Genomic DNA, 23822 nt, shown 5'->3' on the forward strand with positions numbered 1-23822 from the left:
ACCATGACTAAACAAACGATTCGAGTTGAATTAACATCAGCAAAAAAACCAAAACCAGATCCAAATCAGCTTTCTTTCGGAAGAGTGTTTACAGACCACATGTTTGTAATGGACTATGCATCTGATAAAGGCTGGTACGATCCGAGAATCATTCCTTATCAACCCGTTTCAATGGACCCGGCCGCAATGGTTTATCACTATGGCCAAACGGTGTTTGAGGGCTTGAAGGCTTATGTCACAGAGGATGACCATGTTCTGCTTTTCAGACCGGAAAAGAACATGGAGCGCCTGAATAAATCAAATGACCGCATCTGTATTCCGCAAATTGATGAAGAACAGGTTCTAGAAGGTTTAAAACAGCTGATCGCTATTGATAAAGACTGGATTCCGAATGCGGAGGGCACGTCCCTTTACATCCGTCCATTCATTATCGCAACCGAACCTTTCCTTGGTGTCGCGGCATCTCATACGTATAAGCTTCTTATCATCCTTTCTCCGGTCGGCTCATATTACAAAGAAGGCATTAAGCCTGTCAAAATTGCTGTGGAAAGTGAATTTGTCCGTGCGGTGAAAGGCGGAACGGGAGATGCGAAAACCGCAGGAAACTACGCGTCAAGCTTAAAAGCGCAGCAGGTAGCAGAAGAGAAAGGATTTTCTCAGGTTCTCTGGCTGGACGGCATTGAGAAAAAATACATCGAAGAAGTCGGCAGCATGAACATTTTCTTTAAAATCAACGGTGAAATTGTGACACCGATGCTGAACGGCAGCATTCTGGAAGGCATCACGCGCAATTCCGTCATTACCTTGCTTAAGCATTGGGGGCTTCCGGTATCAGAACGAAGAATCGCCATTGATGAAGTCATCCAAGCCCATAAAGACGGTGTTCTTGAAGAAGCCTTCGGAACGGGTACAGCGGCTGTTATTTCTCCAGTCGGCGAGCTGATCTGGAATGACGAAACACTGATGATCAATAACGGAGAAACAGGAGAAATCTCCAAAAAGCTGTATGACACGATTACAGGCATTCAGAAGGGTACAGTTCCTGATGAATTTGGATGGACGACTGAAGTCGCAGCGCTCACTGAAAGCAAATAAACAAAAAACGGCCCGAAACGGGCCGTTTTTTTATGCTTCAATTTTGTTAAAGAACTGCGGCAGATGTGTTTTGTGCGCCTCCAGCATTTCATCTAAGATCTGTTTGGCCACTGTGTCGGATGGTACGAGAGGGTTAATCGTCATGGCGAGCAACGCTGTTTCGTAGTCGCCTGTGACAGCCGCTTCTGCCGCAACACGCTCAAATGATTTGATTTGCTGGACAAGGCCGCGGACAGATACTGGCAGGTCGCCTACGGCGATTGGCTTAGGGCCATTTTTCGTCATCACGCAGTTCACTTCAACAGCGGAATCATCTGGAATGCTTGCAATCGCACCATTATTGATCGTGTTCACCGGCTGAATGTCGTGTTTATCATTGTAAATGGAGCTGATGAGATTACACGCTGCGTCACTGTAGTATGCCCCTCCGCGTTTCTCAAGCTGCGGCGGCTTGATCGCCAAATTTGGATCTTTATAAAGCTCGAACAGCTCTTGCTCTACCTTTTGCACCACTTCAGCACGGGTGCCTTCCGTTTGTGATGCTTCAAGCTCATGCTCGAACATTTCTTTTGTTTTGAAATAGTAGCGGTGGTAGCCGCAAGGGATCATGTTGAGTGCCTTTAAGAATTCTGGCTCCCACTCAGCGCCGGAGATGTTTTTCATTGTCATCGCGTTTTCCGGATCACCCATCGCTTCAATGACTTGATCCTTGACGCTGACGCCGTCTAAGAAGACGTCCATTCCGAACACCATATGATTCAATCCGGCAAATTGAACCTCTACCCGGTCAACCTCTACATCGAGCGCTTTCGCTACGCCCATTTTCATGCCGATTGGAACATTGCAGAGACCGACAACTTTCTTCAGGTTGGAGTAGCGAAGCAAGGCCTCCGTCACCATACCTGCAGGGTTTGTAAAATTAACGAGCCATGCATTCGGACAAAGCTCCTCGATGTCCTTGGCAATCTCTAAGATGACCGGGATGGTGCGCAATCCTTTAAAGAGTCCTCCCGGGCCGTTTGTTTCCTGGCCGATGACGCCGTATTTTAATGGAATGCGCTCATCCTTGGCTCTCGCTTGCAGCAATCCGACCCGAAATTGAGTCGTCACAAAGTCTGCATCTTTCAGCGCTTCCCTTCTGTCCAAAGTGAGGTGAATGTCAATCGGGACACCAGCTTTTTCAACCATCCGCTTGGCGAGCGTGCCGACAATGTTCAGCTTTTCCTCGCCTTCAGGAATATCAACGAGCCATAATTCACGTACGGGCAGCTCTTCGTACCGTTTGATTAAACCTTCCACGAGCTCCGGTGTGTAGCTTGAACCTCCGCCAATCGTTACAATTTTCAATCCTTTTGTCATATGCTTGCTCCCCCTTGCACGGTGATTTTTTCATATAGCTCAATGAATTCAGCCGCCAAATCCTTGACTGTCATGGCATTCATTAAATGATCCTGCGCGTGGACCATCAGCAGTGTCATTTCTGTTTTTTCTCCGCCTGCTTCACTTTGGATCAGTTCTGTCTGATAATGATGGGCTTTTGACAATTCATCCGCAGCGTCTTGAAGCTTATTCCGCGCCTCTTCGCTGTCGCCGTTTTTCGCGGCGGCGATCGCTTCCATTGCGGAGCTCCTTCCGTTTCCTCCGTGAAGTATGATTTGAAAAATAATTTGCTCCATTTTCTCATTCACGCGATTCACTCCTTTCTTTACAAAGCTGCCTCTTTGTCGCCTGAAACAGCAGGCGTTTGAACGAGCTCTAATTCGTTTTCTTCTTTCAGCTTCTGTTTATCCCACATTCTGAAGAACGGGTAGTAGACAACAAAGGAAACGGTGATATTAATGGCTTGCATGACCGCGCCCGATATTTTGCCTCCTGTCGCCAAATAGCCTGAAAAGATCGGCGGCATGGTCCAAGGGACTGCGATACCCGCCGGTTTGGCGACAAGTCCGGTGCTCATTCCGATGTATGTGAGTGTCAGTGTGATGAGCGGCGTGACGATAAACGGAATTAAGAGCATCGGGTTCATGACGATCGGCATTCCAAAAATGATCGGTTCGTTAATATTGAAGACCGCCGGGCCGATCGCAAGCTTTCCGAGCTGCTTCATTTGTTTGCTTCGGGCGCGAAGGAACATCGTGACAACCAGTGCAAGAGTGGCACCGCTTCCGCCGATATTGATCCAGATATCGAAAAATTGCTGGGTGAAAATCTTAGGCAGTTCCTCACCGGCTTGGAAGGCGATCCGGTTGGCATCCATGGCGCCGTACCAAATCGGTGCCATGACGCCGCCGACAATGTTGGCGCCATGAAGACCGCAGGCCCATAAAAGCATTTTGACAGCTTCTGCGATAAGGCTTCCCCCGAGGCTTCCGCCAAGGATGGAGAGCGGCGTCCCCAGTAAAACGCTTACAACATTATGAAGGCTTTCAAAAGGCGTCGCTTCCACAATCAGTCGGGCTCCCCAAATCAGGAAGATGACGGCAAAGCCGGGGATTAAAGCGACAAATGACTTGCTGACCGCTGGCGGAACGCCATCCGGCATTTTAAAAACCATATTGCGTTGAATAATGAGACGGTAAATCTCTGTTGACACCATTGCGATAATCATGGCGACAAACAGGCCTTTACTTCCCATCAGCGATAGCGGAATACCGCCGCTGACCATCATCTCTTTTGTCGAGCCATCCGGTGTAAACGGCACTTGATACGGTGTCGCTAAGAGGAAAGCCGCAAGAGAAATGGCACCTGCCGACAAGGCATCAACCCCGTATTTCTCTGCCAGCCTGTAGGCGATGCCGAATGCGGCGACAAGCCCCATAATTTCAAAGGTGGCGTCAACCGGGTAAGCGAGCTTCTCTGACCAAGCGCTTCCAAACGTTTTTGCCATAAAATCGGCATATCCGGGAATCGGGAGGTTGCCGATGATGAGGAAAAAGGACCCGATGATAATAAGCGGCATTGTTAAAATGATACCGTCACGGAGCGCCTGCAAATGACGCTGTCCCGCAATTCTTCCTGCTATAGGCATGACCTTCTCTTCTAACAACTGATTGACTTTATTCACATAGCCCGCCCCTCTCTATGACGCGTTTCCAAGCTGTTCAGCCGATTTCAGCACTTCCGCTCCGTTGCACGTCCCATAATGGACTGTGTTAATGACGTCTACCGGAACACCCTTTGATTCACCTAGTTTTTTCAGCTGAGGAAGCAAGTAACGGACTTGCGGGCCGAGGAGCAATACATCCGCTTTATCGATATGATTTTGTACAGAATCACCTGATACTGCCCAAATGGTATAGTCTTTTCCTTGTTCCTGCGCGCTTTTTTCCATCTTGCTGACGAGTAAGCTTGTTGACATGCCTGCTGCACAAACGAGTAATATATTCATGTAAGAGACCCCCTAAGAGTTTGATAGAATTTGTATGTCCTGCTGTTGATAACATCATATTATGAAATCGCTTTCATATACACTCAAGGTTTTTCCGCAGGAAACGGAAAAAAGGTATATCCAGGCTGTCAGTTTATCGTTTTTTATCAAACACATCGGAGAGCTCTTGGTATGTGCGGCTTTTTAACAGCTGGCTTACCGCGGCCGGGTCATCCAAAATGCTGCCGAGCAGTTTATACATGCTTTGCAAATCCGCCTTGTTTTCCTTTTCGACACAAAGCAGGCAGACAAATTGAACCCGTTTATTCTCCCAGTCTATCGGTTTTTTGAGCGTGCAGACGGCCCAAAATGTCGTTTGCGTCTGCGGGACGAGCGGGTGCGGAATGGCCACGAGGTTGCCGAAGCACGTTGGCGACATCTCTTCTCTTTCAAATATAGAATCTATGATTTCCTTATTCGCATAGCCGCCTTCCACTGCTTTCTGACCTAAAAATTGAATCACTTCTTCTTTTGAACGCAGATCCTTCTGGAAAAAAACGAGATCTTCTTTGAGATAGCTGATCGCTTTTTCTTTCTCATCATTGAGGATGGATTCTATTTTTGTAAAATCGGTTCCGCCTAAGATGGTGTTTACCTTCAGTACAGGCACAGGGAGTTCTTTTTTGATCGGAATGGTGCTGACGACAAAATCAATCGATTCGTAAGACATCTGGTCAAGACTGTAATATTCAGCCGTGCCGAGAATATCAATCCGTTTGCCGAAATGGGAGCGAAGTTTTTCCCTCAGAAGCTGGGCGCTTCCCGCACCTGATGCACAAACGATGATGCAGCGCTTCGGCGGGCTTTCTGTTTTCTTCCGTTCAATTGCGGCGCCGAAGTGCAGAGCTAAATAACCGACTTCATTTTCATGGATATCAATGCCCGTTTTCTCTTTTATGACGATTCCGGCGATGATTCCGGCCTCAAAGGCGAGAGGATAATTTTCTTTGATCGCTGCCAGCATCGGATTTCTTAGATTCATACCATACCGGTTGCGGGTGACCGCGGGTTTTACATGCAGTGCCAAGCCGATTTTCAGCTCTTGATCATGCAGGATGCCGAGCTTTAATTCTCGATCGACCGCTTCGATCATGGCGGCAGTCAGCCGATCTGTTTCTTCATCAATTGAAAATTCGCCGTCCCCGCACTGCGGCTGTGTCATTCGTTTCGTGCCGAGGAGATGCATGGCGATATAAGCTGTTTCTTTTTCCGGAAACGTGACGTCAAGGGCTGATTCCAGTTCTTTCACAATGGCTTCTGCAGTTTGGTATTCTTTTTGATGCAGAATGTGTTCCATATCTTCCGGGAAAAGAGACACATAGTGTTCCGTTCTGATCCGCTTACAGGCGATGGCGATATGAATGATGAGGTTATTCAATCCAAGGTTAGACAGAGGAATCCGGTCGTTTTTGACCTTTTTCATAATAATAGAATGGATGATATCGATTTGTTCCTTCGGCAATATATCAGCCTTTTCATTCAGTAAATCGATCTCTGTTTCTCTTTCATCGACAATGTACTCCGCCATACAATACCTCATCTGCACCTCATCTCCGCGCAGCTTGAAGCCGTAATTCGGGCGTGTTTCCATGACAATGCGGTAAGGGAGCAGCCGTTTCTTCACTTCCTTTAAATCGGTTTGAAGTGTAGATTTTGAGATAAATAGTTCTTCAGCCAGCTCATCCAGCTTGAGATAATGATCCGCCAGCAGCAGCCGTTTCATGAGATATGTAATCCTCTCCTCGGGAATTACCGGCAGTCCCTTTTTCTGATGAAACTCGTCTTGCAGCAGCATTCTAAAGGTCTGGTCGTCATGAATGCGCAGCCTGTATCCCGAGCCTCTTACCGATTGAACCAAAGCGCCATGGGCGCTTATTACATCTTGGAGTTCCTTTATATCATTGCGGACCGTCCGCGTCGTCACATGTAAATGTGCGGCAAATACCGAGCTTGTCACCGGAGCTTCTGCCGCCATCAATAAGCGCAGAATTTCACGAAGTCGCCCATGCAGCATGAGAAAAACCTCCTATCATGATAGATGCAGGAATTACATAAGTAGGCAGAAAGGATGTGGTGAAGGGAAAGCGAAATGTATATAAATTCTATAATGGGGAGAAATGCAAGTCAATGAACATCGGGAGGACAAGAGGGAAAACAGACCCATAAAAAAACAGCCGGAATTAGCCGGCTGTTCGGGATGCGGACATGTTCTTTTGTTTAGACGCCTTGCGGTCCTTCATGATTTTTCGAACAATCGGGTAAATGACCGGCGCCCATTTGATAACGGTTTTGACCATTTTTTTCAAGACTCCGATTCTCCCTTCTTTTTTTCTCAACTATTCCCCAGATTCCCCTTTGCTTAAACATGCTAACGCGATACGTACCTGTTTCCCGTCACCCAGAAACGCCACGGATAATCGCGCGCCTCTCCGCTGTTGTCAATGCCGATCCGCGGACCGGTTGATATTTCTTCCGGTGTGTACCCACTTTCAATGTAAAGCGGCTGTTCCGTGATCCAGCGTCCGTAGTCATTCATCGTGACGCCAAGCGCTTTCGTCAACTTTCCGGGACCATTTGTCCATTCCCTCGGACGCCGGCCTGGCCTTCTTTCCTCCATTAACAGCTGGCCTTCCTGAGGCTCAATTGCCCTGATTAATACCGCTTGCGGAACATCCTCTTCGGCGGCAACGACGTTCAGCAATGTATGGGTGTGCATCACATACGTATACACACGGCCAGCTTCAGCAAACATAATCTCAGTCCGTTTCGTCCGGCGGTTGTTAAAGCTGTGGGCTGCTCTGTCCCCGGCTCCCATATAGGCCTCTGTTTCCACGATATAACCTGAAGCTGTCCCTTCATCCGTTTCTTTTACCAAAAGACAGCCGAGAAGAGAGGGAGCCAGTTCTAGGGCCGTTTTTTGATAAAACGTGATGGGCAGCGGATTTCTTTTTCTGGTCACGGATGTCGTACTCTCCTTTTTTCGTTTTGGTAATTGTACCATTCCCGAAGCAGCTAAAAAAAAACTTCAGTTTTAAAATTCTTCCATCAAGGGAATATTGTTACTGTTCAAAAAGGAGGATCAATCAATGAAAGATGATCATCAAAAAGAGTATCACGGCACAAATGTCGAAGGCAGTGAGGATGCGCTTTCTCATAAGACATCCGGGAAAAACGAGTCAGAGGATACCTTAACGAACAGACAGGGGCATCCCGTCACTGACAACCAGAATGTGAGAACGGTCGGGAACAGAGGACCAACAACGCTGGAGAATTACGATTTTCTTGAAAAGATCAGCCACTTTGACCGGGAACGCATCCCTGAACGTGTTGTGCATGCCAGGGGCGCGGGCGCACACGGTTATTTTGAAGCCTACGGAAGTTTTGGAGACGAGCCGATTTCAAAGTACACGCGAGCGAAGCTCTTCCAGGAAAAAGGCAAGAAAACGCCGGCATTTGTCCGTTTTTCTACGGTCAATCACGGAAAACATTCACCTGAAACCTTACGGGACCCCCGCGGTTTTGCCGTTAAGCTTTATACCGAAGACGGAAACTGGGATTTGGTCGGGAACAACCTAAAAATCTTTTTTATTCGAGATCCGCTGAAGTTCCCGGACCTTGTACACGCGTTTCAGCCTGACCCGGTGACCAATATCCAAGATGGTGAACGTATTTTCGACTTCATTTCTCAATCTCCTGAAGCGACACATATGATCACATTCTTGTTTTCACCTTGGGGCATTCCTGCCAACTACCGGCAAATGCAGGGTTCAGGCGTTCACGCCTACAAATGGGTGAATGAGGAAGGCAAGGCCGTTCTTGTAAAATACCATTTTGAACCGAAACAGGGCATCCGCAACCTGACACAGAAGGAAGCGGAAGAGATTCAGGGGAAAAACTTCAACCACGCGACACAGGATTTGTATGAAGCGATTGAAAACGGCGATTATCCGGAGTGGGAGGTTTATGCCCAAATCATGAGTGATGACGAGCATCCGGAGCTCGACTTTGATCCGCTTGATCCGACTAAGCTGTGGTATAAGGATGATTTCCCGTGGAAGCCGATCGGCAAATTAGTGTTAAACAAAAACCCTGAGAATTACCATTCTGAAGTAGAACAGGCTTCATTCGGTACAGGGGTCCTTGTCGACGGACTTGATTTTTCTGATGACAAATTGCTTCAAGGCCGGACGTTTGCCTATTCCGATACGCAGCGGTACAGAGTTGGCGCAAACTACCTGCAGCTGCCAATCAACTCACCGAAAAAACACGTCGCGACCAACCAGCAGGGGGGTCAAATGCAATACCGCGTGGATATCGGCGAAGGTCAAAATCCGCACGTCAACTATGAACCGTCTATTATGGGCGGACTAAAGGAAGCAAACCAGCAGGCAAAAGACCATACCCCGCATGTCGAAGGCGACCTGAAGCGGGAAGCGATTGACAGAACGAACAATTTCGGACAAGCCGGTGAAACGTACCGGAAATTTACTGAGTTTGAGCGTACTGAACTCATCACAAATCTGGTCAATACGCTTTCAACTTGCAGAAAAGAAATTCAGGAGCAAATGATTGAGAATTTCACAAAAGCCGATCCGGACTACGGAAAACGCGTGGCGGAAGGGCTGAAAAAGGCTTCAGAAAATAACAGCAACGGACCGGTTGGCACGACAGAAACGGCTCAAGCCGTCGAGCAGGCCGAACAGGAAAGCCATCCGTCTGATCCGTATTAACACCAAGAACAGGACTTTTTTGACGTCCTGTTTTTCATTTCTCTATTGAAACGTTTCCACAAATTGTGTTGTACTGGAAGGAAAGAGGTGGTGAGAGCATGGACATTCAGCAGCCGCTGATTCCTCAGCAAAAAACAATCGGCACTTTAGATCACGCCGTTTTCTTATGCATGGTATTTTGTTTTTGGTTTTCGGGCTATATTTACGTCCCTGTTTTCAGCCTGTATTTGGAGGATCTGCACTTTTCATACGGAGCGATCGGCATGATTCTCGGAAGCTACGGGGTGACCCAAATCCTGCTGCGGTTCCCGCTTGGGGTTCTGTCAGAAATTCTTTTTTCTCTGCGTAAGCCATTGTTAATTGCCGGCTTTGGATGTTCCATTCTAGCAGCGTGCTTTTTCTTGCGTTTGATTCTTTTTTCTTCGTCCTGACCGCCCGGCTTCTCGCGGGGTTAACAGCATCCATGTGGGTGATGGCAACGATTCTATACGCTCATTATTTCAAAGATGGCAGTGCGTCAAAAGCAATGGGCATTATGCAGTTTTTTACTGTCATGCCTCAGTTTGTCAGCATTGTGTTCTGCGGGCTTGCAGCAGCGCATTTAGGCAGGCAGGTTCCGTTTTGGATGGCACTGGCTGCCTCGTGCATCGGCCTTGTGATATGCTGCTTTATTAAAGATCCGTCCGTTTCTCCTGGGCAACGTAAGGCTCTCCGTATAACGCAATACATCAAAGAAACATTGCGGCTGCCAAAGCTGAAGCTTTTCACGATTCTATCTATGACAGCTCATGCCGTGCTATTTATGACGGTGTTTGGTTTTACGCCGCTTTATACAAATCAGCTCGGAATGGGGGACATTGAACTGCTTTGGGTGATGAGCGCCTTTTTTCTCCCTCATGCCGCGGCTACCCTGAGCTTTTTGTTTTTGCGTTTTACCGGAAGAATCGCCTATGGCACCATGCTGATTTGTTTTGCTGTCATTGGAGTCTGTTTGATGTTCGTCCCTTTTTCAGCTTCATTGTCCACGGTTTGCATGACCCATGCTTTCATCGGTCTGGCGCTTGGCTTTGTGTTTCCCCTATTGTTAAGCCGGGTCGTCGATATCAGCTCAGCTCGTTTAAAAATGTCAGCCATGGGTTTTTATCAATCGTTTTATGCGCTGGGCATCTTTATCGGCCCCCTTCTCGCCGGAAGAATCGCACAGGTTTTCGGTTTGGCAGAGGTATTTTATGGAGCGGGATTGATGGCATTTTCCGCTTTGTTGATGGTGCTGGCCACAAAGCGAAAAATGATCGGTTAATAGCTTTCATACTGCCGGAAGCGCCACACAGAAAAAATGGCCAGAAGCATGATGCACAGAATGGAGAATGTGAGCGACCATCCGAAAAAGTCCGCCCGCTCTCCATGAAGCAGAATATGCTCCGCCTGCTTGCAAAGCTCAGCCGGCAGCCATTTCGCACCATCAGGAAAAAGCGAGACAGCAAAGGAAACGGCAGCAGTCAGCCCAATTCCGGCTGCCGCGGCTGCTCCGAGAGACCGAAACATCACGCTTCCGGCTAGCCCTGCAGTAACAATAAACATCATCCAAAGAGAGTAGAGGCCGAGGCTTGCTGCAAAGCGGCTGAATGATGCGTGTTCAAACAAGATCCGGACGTAATAATAAGCAAGTCCGTACCCAGCTGCAAACGAGGCGATTCCGATCATGCTTTGGGTGATCCATTTGTTCAATATATACTGGGCTGCCGTCACAGGCCGTGACATGATCAGCGCCGTTACACCTTGATTTCTTTCATTCGCCACACTGCCCATGACACTGAAGATAATCAGCGCCATGCCAAGCGTGTTGAATTGGGAAAGCGTGCTCACCATCACCTCAGATCCGGAAGGCATAGTAAAACTGATTTTCATACCGTCTGGCAGGCTCCCCCCATGCGCAATGATTTCCGGCATGTAATAAATGGTCAGCGGCTGCGTCAGCCCCACGATCATCATCGCGATGGGCAGCCAGATCAGCTTGCCGCTTCTCCAGCCTTCCAGCCATTCCTTTTGTAATAGCGTCATCATGACATTCATGCGTGCACCACCTTAAGATAGACGTCTTCGAGAGACTCGGTTTTCTGTTCAAAACAGGTGATTGTCAATCCCATTTGGATACAATCGCTCAGCAATGTCCTGCCAGAGCCTGTATCGCTTAGCTCAAAAACAGCTTGAGACGGATTCTTATAGACAACATCTGATATATAAGGCCTCTCTTCAAGCCAGCCCTTCAGTTTCTCTTTTACAGTAAGAGTGAAAACATTCGTTTGATGCTGTTCTTTAAGCTGCTGTAAAGCGCCTTTCCATGAAATCTCACCATTTTGCATGATCACGACTTGATCACACACCTGCTCCGCATCGTGCAAAACGTGAGTAGAAAACAAAACAGCCATATGTTTTTTCAGCTCCCGCATCATATCCAGCACCTCAATACGCCCAGAAGGATCCAGTGCAGATACCGGTTCATCCAAAATCAAAAGCTTCGGTTTATGAAGCAGAGCCTGAGCCAGGCCGAGCCTTTGTTTCATGCCGCCAGAATAACCGCCGATTCTTTTGTTTGCCGCGTCCTGCAAACCGACAAACTCCAGCATTTCGCCTATTTTCTCAAGGCTTTTTTTCTTTGAAAGGCCAGACAGTCTCCCGGCAAAGGTTAAAAATTCATTAGCCGTCATCCAAGAATAAAAAGCCGGGTACTGCGGAAGATAGCCGATCATACTGCGATCTGCCTTTTGCTCCCCGTACAGCTTGATCGTCCCGGAGGTGGGTGACAGCAGTCCGGACAGCATTTGAAGCGTCGTGGTTTTACCAGCCCCATTCGGTCCTAATAGAGCGACACACTCGTTCTCCTTGACTTGAAAACTGACATCCCGTACAGCTTGATGATGCCGATATGATTTGCATAATGACTCAATAGATAGCATGCTCGCTCACCTTTGCTTTCTGCCGACGGTAAAAAATAAAATCGGCCCAATAATATTGATGCATATAATCACTGCTGCCCACATCCATTTAGGCCCGTTTGTCCGCTCTTCTTTCACACAGCTGATCAGGGCAAACACTGCCAGCACGGCCTGTAATACAATCAGCGGTACAATCATTTCCCAAGAAATATTCATTAGCTGATCCTCCTATTTTTTCGGTCCGGCCTTATCACAAAAAAGTAATAGCAAATCAGAGGCATCGGCGCTTGAATCAGTCCGACAATTCCCCACACCCATGCCAGACGATCCCGTTTTTTCGCATCAATGAATAAAAAGATGCCCTGTGCCAATACAATCAGATAAGCAAACACAAAAATCGTCAATTCTGTTTGGGACATCAGTGTTTCACCTCACGTTCGCCAAGGTATCGTTTTTTCTCAGCCGCAATTAAAATCGGCAGGACAGCCAGCGCACAGACCTGAAGCACGACAAAAGCAGCGGGAACTTGAGTAAATGCCAGAATCGCCGCGCTTACCACCATCAGTGCAGAGAACACAAATAAGATAACTTCTTTCAGCACGCTTTTTCTTCGTTCGGCTTTCATTTGTGACAGCTGATCAAGCAATTCTTTTTGACTCGGTATATTCGGGTTGGCGCATTGGTCAATTTTCTGCAATTCCGATTTTAAATGAACAGATCCCTTTTCTTTATTCATCAGTCCACTCCTTTCTGATTTGCTGGAGCCCTTTATGGACTCTGGACTTTACCGTGCCTTCTTTGATATGCAGCATCATCCCGATATCAGCATAGGTATAGCCGTAATAGTGCCTTAATAAAACGGGCGTGCGCAGCTTCGGGTCAAGCTGAGAAAAGAGATCAAGCGTCTCGCTCCACTCAGAGCCTTTCGTTGACACGTCCCACTTGATCTTGCGTATCGTTTCCTCTGTAACAGCCTGATTTCGTTTCCATTCTCTCTTTCTCTTTTTCTGGTGATCGAGGTAGAGTCTTGACGCGATAGAAATCAGCCAAGTGGAGAATTTGGATCGGCCTTGAAAACTCCCCAGATGGACGTATCCTTTCAGAAAGGTTTCCTGAACCAGATCCTCGCTGACGTCAGGGTGAAGGGAAAGCTTTAACAAGTATTTATATAGAAAAGAATAATAATGCTGAAAAAGGGCTGTAAACGCCTCGTCGCTTCCCTCTTTCGCCTGCTGAATCAATTGCTGTTCTTCATTTGTATCCAATGCACGCGATCCCCCCTTTTTATGTTATCTTGCCTTATGAGACGACACCGGATTCCAAAGCGTTCAATTTTTTTTATAATTCTTTTGATCTATTGACTTCACTGGCTTCTCATTGGTTTTTGTGAGCATCAAAATTTGTAAAGCGAAGTACAGTCTGTTAAGCTATGTTTTTATGTCTATATCAAAATTTCATTATATATGGAGGACGATGCATTGAAAGTAGAAAGGCGAACGATTGAATATATTCCAAATGAAGAAAGACATGGTAAAGCGAAAGATTTATTTCCCGTATGGTTCGGGGCAAATATGCATATCACCACGTTAGTAACCGGTACCCTTCCCGTTGCAATGGGACTTAATCTGTTTTGGAGTGTTGCCGCTATTATTTGCGGAACCTTAATTGGTGCCATATTTATGGCTTCTCATTCCGCGCAAGGACCTCAGCTCGGCATCCCGCAAATGATTCAAAGCCGTGCCCAATTCGGCGTAATCGGAGCGATTCTCCCCCTCTTCTTAGTCATGTTTATCTACCTTGGTTTCTTCGCAAGCAGTACGATTCTGGCGGCCGGGACCTTAAGCAGCTTTGTTCCCATCCCGGGATCATGGAGCATTATAGGCTTAAGCGCCGCATGTTTTTTACTCACCATTTTCGGTCATGATTTGATTCATAAAATGCAAAAAATCCTTTCTTGGACCTCTTTTGCCGTATTTTTTGCTGCAACGATACTCATTTTCCAATTACCGATTCCGGCAGGCAGCTGGGTGCCCGGAACGGTCGACTTGCCCGTTTTCTTGGTGGCGGTCAGCGCCGTAGCGACTTGGCAGCTTGCCTATGCGCCTTATGTCGCCGATTATTCTAGATATCTGCCCATTAAAACACCGGCGTCCAAAACGTTTTGGTACAGCTACGCAGGAACATCTGTCAGCTCCATCTGGATGATGCTGCTCGGCGCGCTGCTGACCACAGCACTTCCTGATTTTACGACAAACTCAGGGACCCAGATTGTGCAATTGTTCGGCCCCTTCTCGTTCATTATGCTGATCATTGTTTTATTTGGCCAGATGGCGATTAATGTCTTTAACTTGTATGGAGCCTTTATGTCCACGACGACTACGCTTGAGCCGTTTCTGAAATTAAAAGTCACACCGAAAATCAGAATCATCATGATTCTTGGCGTCACAATCGTCGGAACAGTCCTAAGCCTTCTCGGGCAAAGTAATTTTATGGAGCTGTTTTTGAATTTCATCTTTTTTATCAGTTATTTCTTAATTCCATGGACGGCGATCAATTTAGTGGATTACTACTTCGTCCGCCACGGGAACTATGAGGTCAAAGCGATGTTTGATGTCAACGGGCCATATGGAAGAGTCAATTGGATCACAACGATTGCTTTCATTCTATCCATCTTGTTAGAAATTCCGTTTATCAATACATCCTTTTACATCGGGCCATTGGCAAAAATGTTTGGCGGCGGGGATATCGCATGGATTATCGGCTTAGCCGTGCCTTCTGTTCTATATTATGTACTCATGAAACCGCGCCTGAAAAAACGAGCGGCTTATCAAGAAAAGCTGTCTTCCCTATGAAGACAGCTTTTTTCATTCAAATCGTTTCCACACACGAGGCAACATGTCAGAGAGCTCGTGGGCGAGCAGCGTATGAGCAGAGTGTTCGTCAGTCCAAAGCTCGGCGCATGCACCGTGCAAGTATACGGCATTTAATACGGCATGTTTCGGGTCTTTGTGGCAGCAAAGCATGCCCAATATCATTCCCGTCAGCGTGTCGCCGGTTCCTCCTTTGGCGAGTGCCCCATTTCCGGTCGGATTGCTCCAGCAGTCGCCATCGGGAAACGCGATGATGGTTTGATTTCCTTTTAACACGATCACCGTTTGCAGCTGAACCGCCCACTCCTTGGCATATTCCGCTCTTTTGTTTTGTAAGTCTTTCACCGGGACCCCTGTCATTCGGGAAAACTCACCTGGATGCGGCGTGAGGATGACGGGCGCCTCCCGTTTCGGATACGTGCGCTTTGTCAGCGCTCCGGCATCCAAAATAACAGGGCAGTCCATCTCAAGCACATGATCAACGGCCTGCTGCACTCTCTCTGTTTGCGGAAGCCCCGAACCGATCGCAATCGCCCGGTACGTCTCTTCAAGCCGTAAGCCCGCCGCTTTTTCCCAGCCGTCACGCCAATACGTGGCCTCCGGCAGAACCGGAACGATCAGCGGGATCACGCTTTCAGACGTGCCGATGACAAGCTTGCCGAGACCGCTCCGCATGGCACCAAGCCCGGCCAAAAGCGCAGCGCCCGGCATATCATCGCTTCCCGCCAGCAGCAAAGCCGTACCGTATGTGCCTTTATGGCTCTCTGCATCTCTTTCAGGGAGCGCAGCCCTCACATGCTCTTCCGTCCAAATCGGAACATTCATATCCATACCTCCTCTTATTATCTCTTCTTATTTTTCCTGCACTTCATCCTTTTCAAACAAAAAAGACAGCCCCAAAGGCTGTCTTCTATTTTACAGGAACGTCGAGGTGATAAAGACGGCGATATCGTTCGTTCGTCGCCAGCAGTTCCTCGTGCGTTCCTTCCATTTCTGTTTTTCCGTTTTCCAGAAAGACGATTTTATCGGCTGCTTCCACACCCGCCAAGTGATGCGTAATCCAAAGAATCGTTTTACCTTTCAGCACCTCAAACACGGTTTCCATCAGTTCGCGTTCCGTAATAGGGTCTAAGCCTACTGTAGGCTCATCAAGTATAATGATCGGCGTATCCTGCAGCAAAATCCGGGCGAGCGCGATCCGCTGCCGCTCTCCTCCTGAAAAACGGATTCCGGTTTCCTGAACTGAAGTATGATACCCGTCAGGCAGCGACTCAATGTAATCATGCAGCTTCACCTGCTTTGCGGCGCGGCGCACATCCTCGTCGCTCGCCTTCCCGTTTCCAAGCCTGATGTTATTCAAAATGCTTGTATCAAACAAGTGAGGCTTTTGATTTAACACAGCCACCGCATCAGCAATCTGGTCCTTTAAAAACGCCGTTTCCACTCCGTTTAACGTTACCGAGCCTGAGTCAGGTTTCATGGCGCCCTCAATTAATGCGAGTGACGTTGATTTTCCTGATCCGCTCCGGCCGAGCAGCGCCATTTTTTCTCCTTGGCGCAGCGTAAAGGAAAAATGGTTCAGTACTTGGCTGCTGTTGTCATAAGAAAACGTCACATCTCGAAACGCCAAGGTGACATCTTTGAGATCAAGCCTGTCAGCCGCAGACTCTGTTTGTGAAGACTCAGGCTGAGGAGCCACCTTGTTCATTCTTCTGATAGAATCCTGATAACCCGGCACTTCGCCCAACGCATCAGAAAGCGGCAGAAAAGCTTCTGTCAGCGGAAACACAACAAGCACAAAGGCTGCAATCATTGTTCTGGCGAGTTCGCCATTTGCATGCTGCCCCGCCGTCCAAAACAGCATCAGCAAAATGAGGCCGGCGACAAGGCATTGCGCGGCGAAATCCCGCCATCTAGTAAAACGATGTTTTTTTCGTTCCAGCTCAAACCACGTATTTTCTTCTTTTTCATAGGAATCAATAAAAGCATGCCGGCGTCCGCTGAACATCCAGTCGCTGACACCCATCACGGCATCTGTGAGACGGCTGTACAGCACATTCCGCCCGCTTTTCAGCTTGGCATTCTTCGCCCGCGTCACAAGCAAAGACACGACCGGAAACAGCACAACCAGAACAAACAGATACACCGCCAGCAAAATGGCAAACGGCCAGGAGAAAAAACCAAGCGCAATCACTGAAACAGCATACAAAAGCAAGGCTGAGATGGCAGGGAAAATGGTTTTCAAGAAGGCATCCTGCAAATGCTCAATATCCTCAGATAAAATGCCGAGCATATCTCCCGTGCGAAAACGGGATCGCAGCATCAAAGCGCCCGGCTCAAGCATGTTGTAAAGGCGGACGCGCATGTCGGACACGATTTTCAAAATGATGTGATGGCCGATCAGGCGCTCCACATAGCGTGACACAGACCGGGCAATCCCAAAGGTTCGAACGGCGACAATCGGGACATAAATGAGCAGGATGTTCTCCGGTCTTGTCGCCGCTTTTGAAATTAAAAACCCTGACGTAAACATGAGAAAAGCAGCGGAAAAAATCGTCACCGTGCCCAAAAAGACAACAAGAACAAACAGACGGGCATTTTGCTTGATATACGGCAGAATCCATTCTTCTTTCTTCATGCTCTTTCCCCCAGTTGTGCCTTCACGAGTTTGGTGTACACACCGTTTTTCGCCAGCAATTCATCATGAGTCCCGATTTCTGCAACCCTGCCTCCGTCCAGCACGATCATTTCATCCATATCAAGCATCCAATGGAGGCGGTGTGTCGCGAGAAAGACAAGCTTATCATCAAATAAATCCAGCATCGTTTCTTTTATTTCATATTCTGTTTCGATATCCAGATGGGCGGTCGGCTCATCCAGCAGCAGAATCGGCCGGTTTCCCAAAAAGGCGCGGGCTAGCGCGACACGCTGAGCCTGACCGCCGCTGAGCGCCCGGCCGCCTTCTCCGATCCGTCCCTCTAATCCTTCAGGAAGAGTGTTTACAAACTCCGTCAATCCCGCTGAGGCAGCAGCGCGGGCTGTATCTTCAGCAGAAGCGCTTGGGTGATAAAAGCGGATATTGTTCGCCAGCGTATCATCAAAAATATAAGGATGCTGCGGAATATAGAGAAGATTTTTCTGCCAGTTCCCGTCCTGCAGGTGCGAACGGCTTGAACCGTTCACATTAATAACACCGCTATCCGGCTCCAAAAACCCGCCGAGGATATCAATTAATGTTGATTTTCCGGCACCGCTTGCACCGATAATGCCGATTTTTTTCTTGCCTTTGAATGACAGATCAATATCAGACACCGACCGGCCAACTGACACGCCTGACAGCTTCAGCTCATCTTGATCGGACCACATCCCAAGCTGAAGAGGCACCTCTTCTTTAAAGCCAGGCTGCGACAAAATCTCTTGAATGGTTTTGCCTGCCTCCTGCCCGTTTAGTGTTGCGTGATAATCGTTCCCCACTTCCCTCACTGGCAGAAAATACTCAGGTGCCAGGATAAGCGCCGTTAATGCAGGGCCAAGCAAAATATCGCCGTCAATCAAACGCAGTCCCAAAAACACAGCAACTGTCGCCACAGACAGCATCGTGAAAAAGTCGAGAGCAAATGAAGATAAAAACGCCACCCGCAGTGTACTCATTGTCGCTTTGCGATACCGCTCACTGACGTGGAAAATGTTTTTGCTATGCGATTTGCTCAATCCTAAAAAACGCAATGTCTCCAATCCGCGAAGAGAATCAACGAAATGGTTGGACAATGTCTGATATGATTTCCACTGGCGATCCGCTTTTCGCTGTGCGACAAGGCCAAGAAGAATCATAAATATAATCAGAATCGGCAGGGCCGCGACTAAAATAATCGCCGACGTCCGATCCTGAAAAAACACGTAGATGACAACCGCAGCAGGCACAATCGCCATGCTGACCATTTTCGGCAAAAACAGTTCAAGATAGCGGCGGAACTGGCTGATGCCTTCCATCGCCAGCGTCACCATTTGTCCCGTCCCCTCTTTCTTTGCAAAGCGGGGGCCTAAACGGAACAGCTGATCGAGAAAGCTCTTTCTCAAATCAGCTCCCGTCTGGGCGGCATAATGATAGACGAGTTTCTGACGCGCCACTGTCACCCCGTGCCGCGCGACAAAAGCGATGAGGAAAAAGCCGATCACCGGAAACAGGGAGGCAATGCTCTTCCCGTTGAACAGTCCGGTTACAGCTTCACTCAGCCACTCTGCCTGCATGATAATAGCGGCTGTCTGAATCAGCGTTAAGCAAGTAATCACGGTGAGAATCCGCTTCATTCCTTTATATCGAAACAGGTCTTTTCCCATTAATAAGTCATAGGCTCCTTATGACTGACGCGCTTCCGGAAGACATAATAGCTCCAGATCTGACTGCCGATGACAAACGGCAATAGCGTTAATGCTGCAATTGACATGACTTTAAGCGAATAATCACCGGAAGAAGCGTTAGCTACTGTTAAATCAAACGCGCTTTGAATCGAGCTGACCATCACCCGAGGGAATAACGAAATGAAAATCATTCCTATGGTCAGAGCAAGACCCGCGCCTGTCATCGCAAATGTCCAGCCGTCTTTACTCTTACGGATGAATAAAGCTGCAAGCATAAAGCAGATGACAATTAAAACAACAAGCGGTATTGTAATCTCGCCGCGGCGTGTAAACATGTCTGTCTCATAAGCAGAAAGAGCCGCGAAAGCAAGCACTGCCACAAAAACAATACCCATTATCTTTTGCGCCATTTGTCGGGCGCGCTGCTGCAAATCATCAATCGTACGCAGCGTGATGAACATTAATCCATGCAGGAAGCAGAGAAGTGTTACGGTCACGCCGCCAAGTACAGAATATACATTGATATAATCAGAGAAATGCGCGTGAATGTTCATATCGGCATCAATCGGCATACCGCGGAATAATGTCGTAAATAACACACCAAGCACAAACGGAGGAATCAGACTGCCGAAGAAAACCACCCAGTCCCAAACCTTTACCCATTTCAGATGATCAACCTTGCCGCGGAATTCAAACGCGACTCCGCGGCCCATTAACGCAAGCAGCACAATGACAAACGGAATGTAATAGCCGCTCAGCATCGTTGCATACCAGTTTGGAAACGCCGCGAAGATAGCACCCGCACCAGTCAAAAGCCATACTTCATTCGCGTCCCAGAACGGCCCGATCGTGTTGATCAGCACTCTGCGCTCTAATTCATTATGGCCAAGAAAACGGGTCGCCATGCCGACCCCGAAATCAAAGCCTTCCAAAAAGAAGAAACCGATAAACAATACAGCAACGAGTATAAACCAAAGATCATGAAGAGATGCCATGGTATACCTCCTGACTAAAAGGATCTGTTGATACAGGAACATCATGATGGTCATCATGCTCCGCGCCTTTTTTAATTTCACGGATGAACAAGAAGACGAGCAATGCGCCCAAAATCATATACATCACACCGAATGCGATGATTGAGAATAACAGGGAGCCCGCCGTTACGTTAGGCGACACGGATTGAGCCGTTGTCATCAAACCCATGACCGTCCAAGGCTGACGCCCGATTTCTGTCATAATCCAGCCCGCGGAGTTCGCAATAAACGGGAAGGAAATCAATGCGATCATGATGCGCAAATACCATTTGCTGTTTTCCAGCTTTTTACGGCGATTCAGCCAAAGGCCGCCTAACGCAGCAAGTATCATGACAACACCTGCTCCAACCATAATACGGAAGCTCCAGAATGTCGTTTTGACAGGCGGAATATAGTCACCTTTTCCATACACTTTTTCGTACTCTGCCTGAAGTGTTTTCATTCCCTTGACACTGCCGCTGAATTTTTGATAAGCCAGGTAGCTCAATGCGTATGGAACTTTGATTTCATTTGAGCTCTTTTCATTTTTCGTATCAATTGTGGCAAAGGCCGTCCAAGCAGCAGGGTCGCCGCTGTCTTCCCAAAGTCCTTCACTGGCAGCCATTTTCATTGGCTGTGATTCCATCAAGTGTTCAGCCTGCATGTGGCCGCTCAGGCCAACGCCAAGGCCTGCGCAAAGACCCACTATCATTGCGAGTTTGAAAGATTGTTTAAAGAATGGCACTTCTTTTTTCTTTAATAGTTTAAAAGCACTGACACCCGCGATAAAGAAGGCCCCGGTGGCAAGCGCACCGAAAATGACGTGCGGGAATTCAACCCATAGCTGCGGATTTGTCAACAGCGCGCCAAAGTCATTCATTTCCGCGCGTCCGTTTTTGATCGTAAAGCCGACCGGCTCCTGCATAAAGGAGTTCGCTGTTAAAATCCAGAAGGACGACATAATCGTTCCGAATGACACGAGCCAAATGCAGAGCGCGTGAATTTTTTTAGGCAGGCGGTCCCAGCCGAAAATCCACAATCCGATAAAAATCGATTCCATGAAAAACGCCAATAATGCTTCAATCGCAAGCGGCGCGCCAAATACATCTCCGACAAAACGGGAATAATCAGACCAGTTCAGTCCAAACTGGAATTCTTGCAAAATCCCCGTAACAACACCGACTGCGAAATTTATTAAGAACAAGTGTCCCCAAAACTTCGCCATTTTGAGGTACAGCTCATTTTTCTTCACAAGATAAAGAGTCTCCATCAATGCAACCATAAACACAAGCCCGATTGACATTGGCACAAACAAGAAATGAAACAACGTTGTTGATGCAAATTGAATGCGGGCTAATACTAATTCACTCATACTTTATCCTCCATTTCCGATTGAAAATGTTATATTGTTCACTACTTCACAAGCAGAACCAAAACTTTGATCAGCATTTCACAAAATAGACGAAAAAAATAATGCTCAACATTTCACAAATACGTCAAAAAGTCGTCAAATATGATTCAAGATTGCCAGACTGACGAATGGCACGATCCCTGAATGGTTCATATTAAGTACTTTACAACGATCTGTTTCAAAAATAAAGCCCAATATACCTAAAAAGTCCTACGCTATGTGACGGATTATTGTCTATTTTGTTGCTGATTGATGGCGGTCGCTAGGATAAATGACCCTTTATTATCGTACATCAACACTTCGCTCCTTGCGAATAAAATGCTTGACCGGCATCAGCACTGGGTTCTCGGCACTCCGGCACATCCGGAATTTAGTCAGAACGTCTCTTTTCATCTGAATCCTAAAAAAGAAAAGTTTGAATAGTAAATTTTTAATATATTAATAATTTCAATTTTTTAGTATACTTAACATAGTGAACAATTTCACTGGCAACAAGATTAGGGGGAGGTTTTTTAATGGGAGAGCTTCAAACTCAATTGCAAATGCAAACGGATACAATTCACGAAGGGGTTCGAAAAGAGAATTGGTTTGCGAAGGCTATGAATATAAAAGTAGGCATTATACCGCTTCCTGTTTATGTCCTGCTGTTTATATTAATTACTATTTTTGTATTGCATCACGATGTAAAAAGCGACATCTTGACATCCATTGCCGTCATGGCGTTTTTCGGATTTACCTTTGCCCAAATCGGAAAATCGATACCGATTGTGCGCTCTATCGGCGGTCCGGCCATCCTTGCTACTTTTATTCCATCTGCTGTCGTCTACTATCACCTGCTGCCAAATGATATTGTCAAATCCACCACAGAATTTACAGAAAACTCAAACTTTCTTTATTTGTTTATTGCCGGAATTGTTGTCGGAAGCATCCTCGGCATGAAAAGAGAAACACTTGTAAAAGCATTTATGAAAATTTTTATACCGCTTATCGCCGGTTCTGTCGCGGCCGCCATTGTGGGACTGGCTGTCGGTACATTGCTCGGCCTCGGATTTCAGCACACCCTTCTGTACGTCGTGATTCCTATTATGGCTGGCGGCGTCGGAGAAGGCGCCATCCCTCTGTCCATCGGTTATTCGGATATCATGCCGATGTCTCAAGGGGAAGCGTTTGCACTTGTTCTTCCATCGATCATGCTCGGCAGTCTATGTGCAATCATTTTAGCGGGCCTGCTCAACAGAATCGGCAAGAAAAAACCGGAATGGACCGGCAACGGTAAAGTTGACCGTTCAGAAGATTCACCTGCGCTGGAGGAATCGCAAAACGGCCAGCACATGTTCAACCTTTCTCTGTTTGCGTCCGGGGGAATCCTTGCCGTCTCCTTATATTTGGTCGGTATGCTCGCCCACGACTTTTTCGGTTTTCCTGCTCCTGTTGCCATGCTGCTGTTAGCTGTTTTGATCAAGCTGTTCAGACTGGTCCCTGCCTCAATTGAAAACGGCGCGTTTGGCGTGTCCCGCTTCTTTTCAACGGCAGTCACCTATCCGCTGCTCTTTGCAATCGGCGTGTCCATGACGCCGTGGGACAAGCTTGTGGCCGCCTTTAATCTCAGTAATATTATTACGATTCTGTCTGTCGTTGTGACAATGATGACGGTCGGCTTTTTCACGGGAAAATGGCTGAACATGTACCCGATCGAAACAGCCATTATTAATGCGTGCCATTCAGGGCAAGGAGGCACCGGTGACGTCGCGATATTAAGCGCTGCAGAAAGGCTTGAGCTGATGCCTTTTGCCCAGGTGTCCACTAGAATTGGAGGGGCCATCACAGTGTCCCTCACGTTATTGCTGTTACACCAGTTTTATTGATAGGCTGAAAGCAAGTTCTTCGGATGACGAAAGAGCTTGCTTTTTTGCATTTCCGTGTTTTTACAAATTCCCGCCGCATGCTATAGTAGTAGTTGGAAAGATTATGATAGAAAGGA

The 23822-nt window shown here is 47.5% G+C and carries 22 protein-coding genes and 1 pseudogene; 5 read left to right on the forward strand and 18 right to left on the reverse strand.

What is annotated here, in order from left to right; genetic code table 11:
* Positions 1–3 precede the first annotated feature (3 nt).
* On the forward strand, positions 4–1095 hold the full coding sequence (locus HC660_RS19595; protein WP_010332392.1) for a branched-chain amino acid aminotransferase: 1092 nt from the start codon (positions 4–6) through the stop codon (positions 1093–1095).
* A 30-nt stretch (positions 1096–1125) separates the two neighbouring features.
* Here the strand turns inward: HC660_RS19595 and licH are convergent, their stop codons facing one another.
* The 7 genes from licH to HC660_RS19630 all read right to left on the reverse strand — a co-directional run bounded on the left by licH (position 1126) and on the right by HC660_RS19630 (position 7481).
* Positions 1126–2454: a 6-phospho-beta-glucosidase LicH gene (gene licH, locus HC660_RS19600; protein ID WP_168749087.1), complete on the reverse strand. Its 1329-nt coding sequence runs from the start codon at positions 2452–2454 to the stop codon at positions 1126–1128.
* On the reverse strand, positions 2451–2783 hold the full coding sequence (gene licA, locus HC660_RS19605) for a PTS lichenan transporter subunit IIA (RefSeq protein WP_168749089.1): 333 nt from the start codon (positions 2781–2783) through the stop codon (positions 2451–2453). Before licA ends, licH begins: the two co-directional genes overlap by 4 nt.
* Positions 2784–2800: 17 nt before the next feature.
* Positions 2801–4159, reverse strand: a complete 1359-nt coding sequence (gene licC / locus HC660_RS19610) for a PTS lichenan transporter subunit IIC (RefSeq protein ID WP_168749091.1) — start codon at positions 4157–4159, stop codon at positions 2801–2803.
* A 15-nt stretch (positions 4160–4174) separates the two neighbouring features.
* Positions 4175–4483 carry a PTS lichenan transporter subunit IIB gene (gene licB / locus HC660_RS19615; protein ID WP_010332396.1) on the reverse strand — a complete coding sequence of 103 codons (309 nt, stop codon included), beginning with the start codon at positions 4481–4483 and terminating at the stop codon, positions 4175–4177.
* Positions 4484–4616: 133 nt separating this feature from the next.
* Entirely contained in the window at positions 4617–6536 is a 1920-nt protein-coding gene (gene licR / locus HC660_RS19620) for a transcriptional regulator LicR (protein ID WP_168749093.1), read from the reverse strand.
* Positions 6537–6702: 166 nt separating this feature from the next.
* Complete coding sequence (locus HC660_RS19625; protein ID WP_128568460.1) at positions 6703–6819, reverse strand: small protein YxzF; 117 nt, start codon at positions 6817–6819, stop codon at positions 6703–6705.
* 71 nt (positions 6820–6890) lie between these two features.
* A complete protein-coding gene (locus HC660_RS19630; RefSeq protein ID WP_010332399.1) occupies positions 6891–7481 on the reverse strand; it encodes a DNA-3-methyladenine glycosylase in 591 nt (196 codons plus the stop codon).
* 127 nt (positions 7482–7608) lie between these two features.
* Between HC660_RS19630 and katX the strand changes: the two genes are divergently transcribed.
* The gene (gene katX / locus HC660_RS19635; RefSeq protein ID WP_168749095.1) at positions 7609–9252 is read left to right on the forward strand and encodes a catalase KatX; all 1644 of its coding nucleotides are present in this window, start codon (positions 7609–7611) and stop codon (positions 9250–9252) included.
* 98 nt (positions 9253–9350) lie between these two features.
* A pseudogene (locus HC660_RS19640) lies at positions 9351–10552 on the forward strand (MFS transporter).
* Here HC660_RS19640 and HC660_RS19645 read toward each other — a convergent pair.
* From HC660_RS19645 to sigY, 6 genes are read right to left on the reverse strand one after another with little or no spacing between them, the layout of a single operon-like run.
* Complete coding sequence (locus HC660_RS19645; protein ID WP_010332402.1) at positions 10549–11325, reverse strand: ABC transporter permease; 777 nt, start codon at positions 11323–11325, stop codon at positions 10549–10551. The pseudogene HC660_RS19640 and the gene HC660_RS19645 sit on opposite strands and share 4 nt — an antisense overlap.
* Complete coding sequence (locus HC660_RS19650) at positions 11322–12209, reverse strand: ABC transporter ATP-binding protein (protein ID WP_168749097.1); 888 nt, start codon at positions 12207–12209, stop codon at positions 11322–11324. The genes HC660_RS19645 and HC660_RS19650 overlap by 4 nt, the downstream gene beginning before the upstream one ends.
* Positions 12210–12215: 6 nt before the next feature.
* A complete protein-coding gene (gene yxlE / locus HC660_RS19655) occupies positions 12216–12404 on the reverse strand; it encodes a sigma Y negative regulator YxlE (RefSeq protein WP_024123344.1) in 189 nt (62 codons plus the stop codon).
* A complete protein-coding gene (gene yxlD, locus HC660_RS19660) occupies positions 12404–12607 on the reverse strand; it encodes a sigma Y negative regulator YxlD (protein ID WP_010332405.1) in 204 nt (67 codons plus the stop codon). The genes yxlE and yxlD overlap by 1 nt, the downstream gene beginning before the upstream one ends.
* On the reverse strand, positions 12607–12924 hold the full coding sequence (locus HC660_RS19665; RefSeq protein WP_168749099.1) for a YxlC family protein: 318 nt from the start codon (positions 12922–12924) through the stop codon (positions 12607–12609). The genes yxlD and HC660_RS19665 overlap by 1 nt, the downstream gene beginning before the upstream one ends.
* Positions 12917–13453 carry an RNA polymerase sigma factor SigY gene (gene sigY, locus HC660_RS19670; RefSeq protein WP_095712702.1) on the reverse strand — a complete coding sequence of 179 codons (537 nt, stop codon included), beginning with the start codon at positions 13451–13453 and terminating at the stop codon, positions 12917–12919. Before sigY ends, HC660_RS19665 begins: the two co-directional genes overlap by 8 nt.
* A gap of 213 nt (positions 13454–13666) precedes the next feature.
* On the opposite strand from sigY, the gene HC660_RS19675 reads away from it, so the two are divergent.
* Positions 13667–15040 (forward strand): purine-cytosine permease family protein, encoded by a 1374-nt coding sequence (locus tag HC660_RS19675; RefSeq protein ID WP_127696338.1) that lies wholly within the window; start codon positions 13667–13669, stop codon positions 15038–15040.
* A gap of 12 nt (positions 15041–15052) precedes the next feature.
* On the opposite strand, the gene HC660_RS19680 is transcribed toward HC660_RS19675, so the two are convergent.
* The 5 genes from HC660_RS19680 to cydA form a co-directional block, all read right to left on the reverse strand.
* Positions 15053–15883 carry an NAD(P)H-hydrate dehydratase gene (locus HC660_RS19680; protein WP_168749101.1) on the reverse strand — a complete coding sequence of 277 codons (831 nt, stop codon included), beginning with the start codon at positions 15881–15883 and terminating at the stop codon, positions 15053–15055.
* A gap of 85 nt (positions 15884–15968) precedes the next feature.
* Complete coding sequence (gene cydC, locus HC660_RS19685; RefSeq protein WP_168749102.1) at positions 15969–17696, reverse strand: thiol reductant ABC exporter subunit CydC; 1728 nt, start codon at positions 17694–17696, stop codon at positions 15969–15971.
* Complete coding sequence (gene cydD, locus HC660_RS19690) at positions 17693–19396, reverse strand: thiol reductant ABC exporter subunit CydD (RefSeq protein ID WP_168749104.1); 1704 nt, start codon at positions 19394–19396, stop codon at positions 17693–17695. The genes cydC and cydD overlap by 4 nt, the downstream gene beginning before the upstream one ends.
* Complete coding sequence (gene cydB, locus HC660_RS19695) at positions 19396–20412, reverse strand: cytochrome d ubiquinol oxidase subunit II (RefSeq protein WP_168749106.1); 1017 nt, start codon at positions 20410–20412, stop codon at positions 19396–19398. The genes cydD and cydB overlap by 1 nt, the downstream gene beginning before the upstream one ends.
* Positions 20396–21802, reverse strand: a complete 1407-nt coding sequence (gene cydA, locus HC660_RS19700) for a cytochrome ubiquinol oxidase subunit I (RefSeq protein ID WP_168749108.1) — start codon at positions 21800–21802, stop codon at positions 20396–20398. Before cydA ends, cydB begins: the two co-directional genes overlap by 17 nt.
* Before the next feature lie 554 nt (positions 21803–22356).
* On the opposite strand from cydA, the gene cimH reads away from it, so the two are divergent.
* Entirely contained in the window at positions 22357–23706 is a 1350-nt protein-coding gene (gene cimH / locus HC660_RS19705) for a citrate/malate transporter CimH (protein ID WP_168749110.1), read from the forward strand.
* Positions 23707–23822: the final 116 nt, after the last annotated feature.

The organism is Bacillus mojavensis, from assembly GCF_012648005.1.
GTDB classification, from domain to species: domain Bacteria; phylum Bacillota; class Bacilli; order Bacillales; family Bacillaceae; genus Bacillus; species Bacillus mojavensis.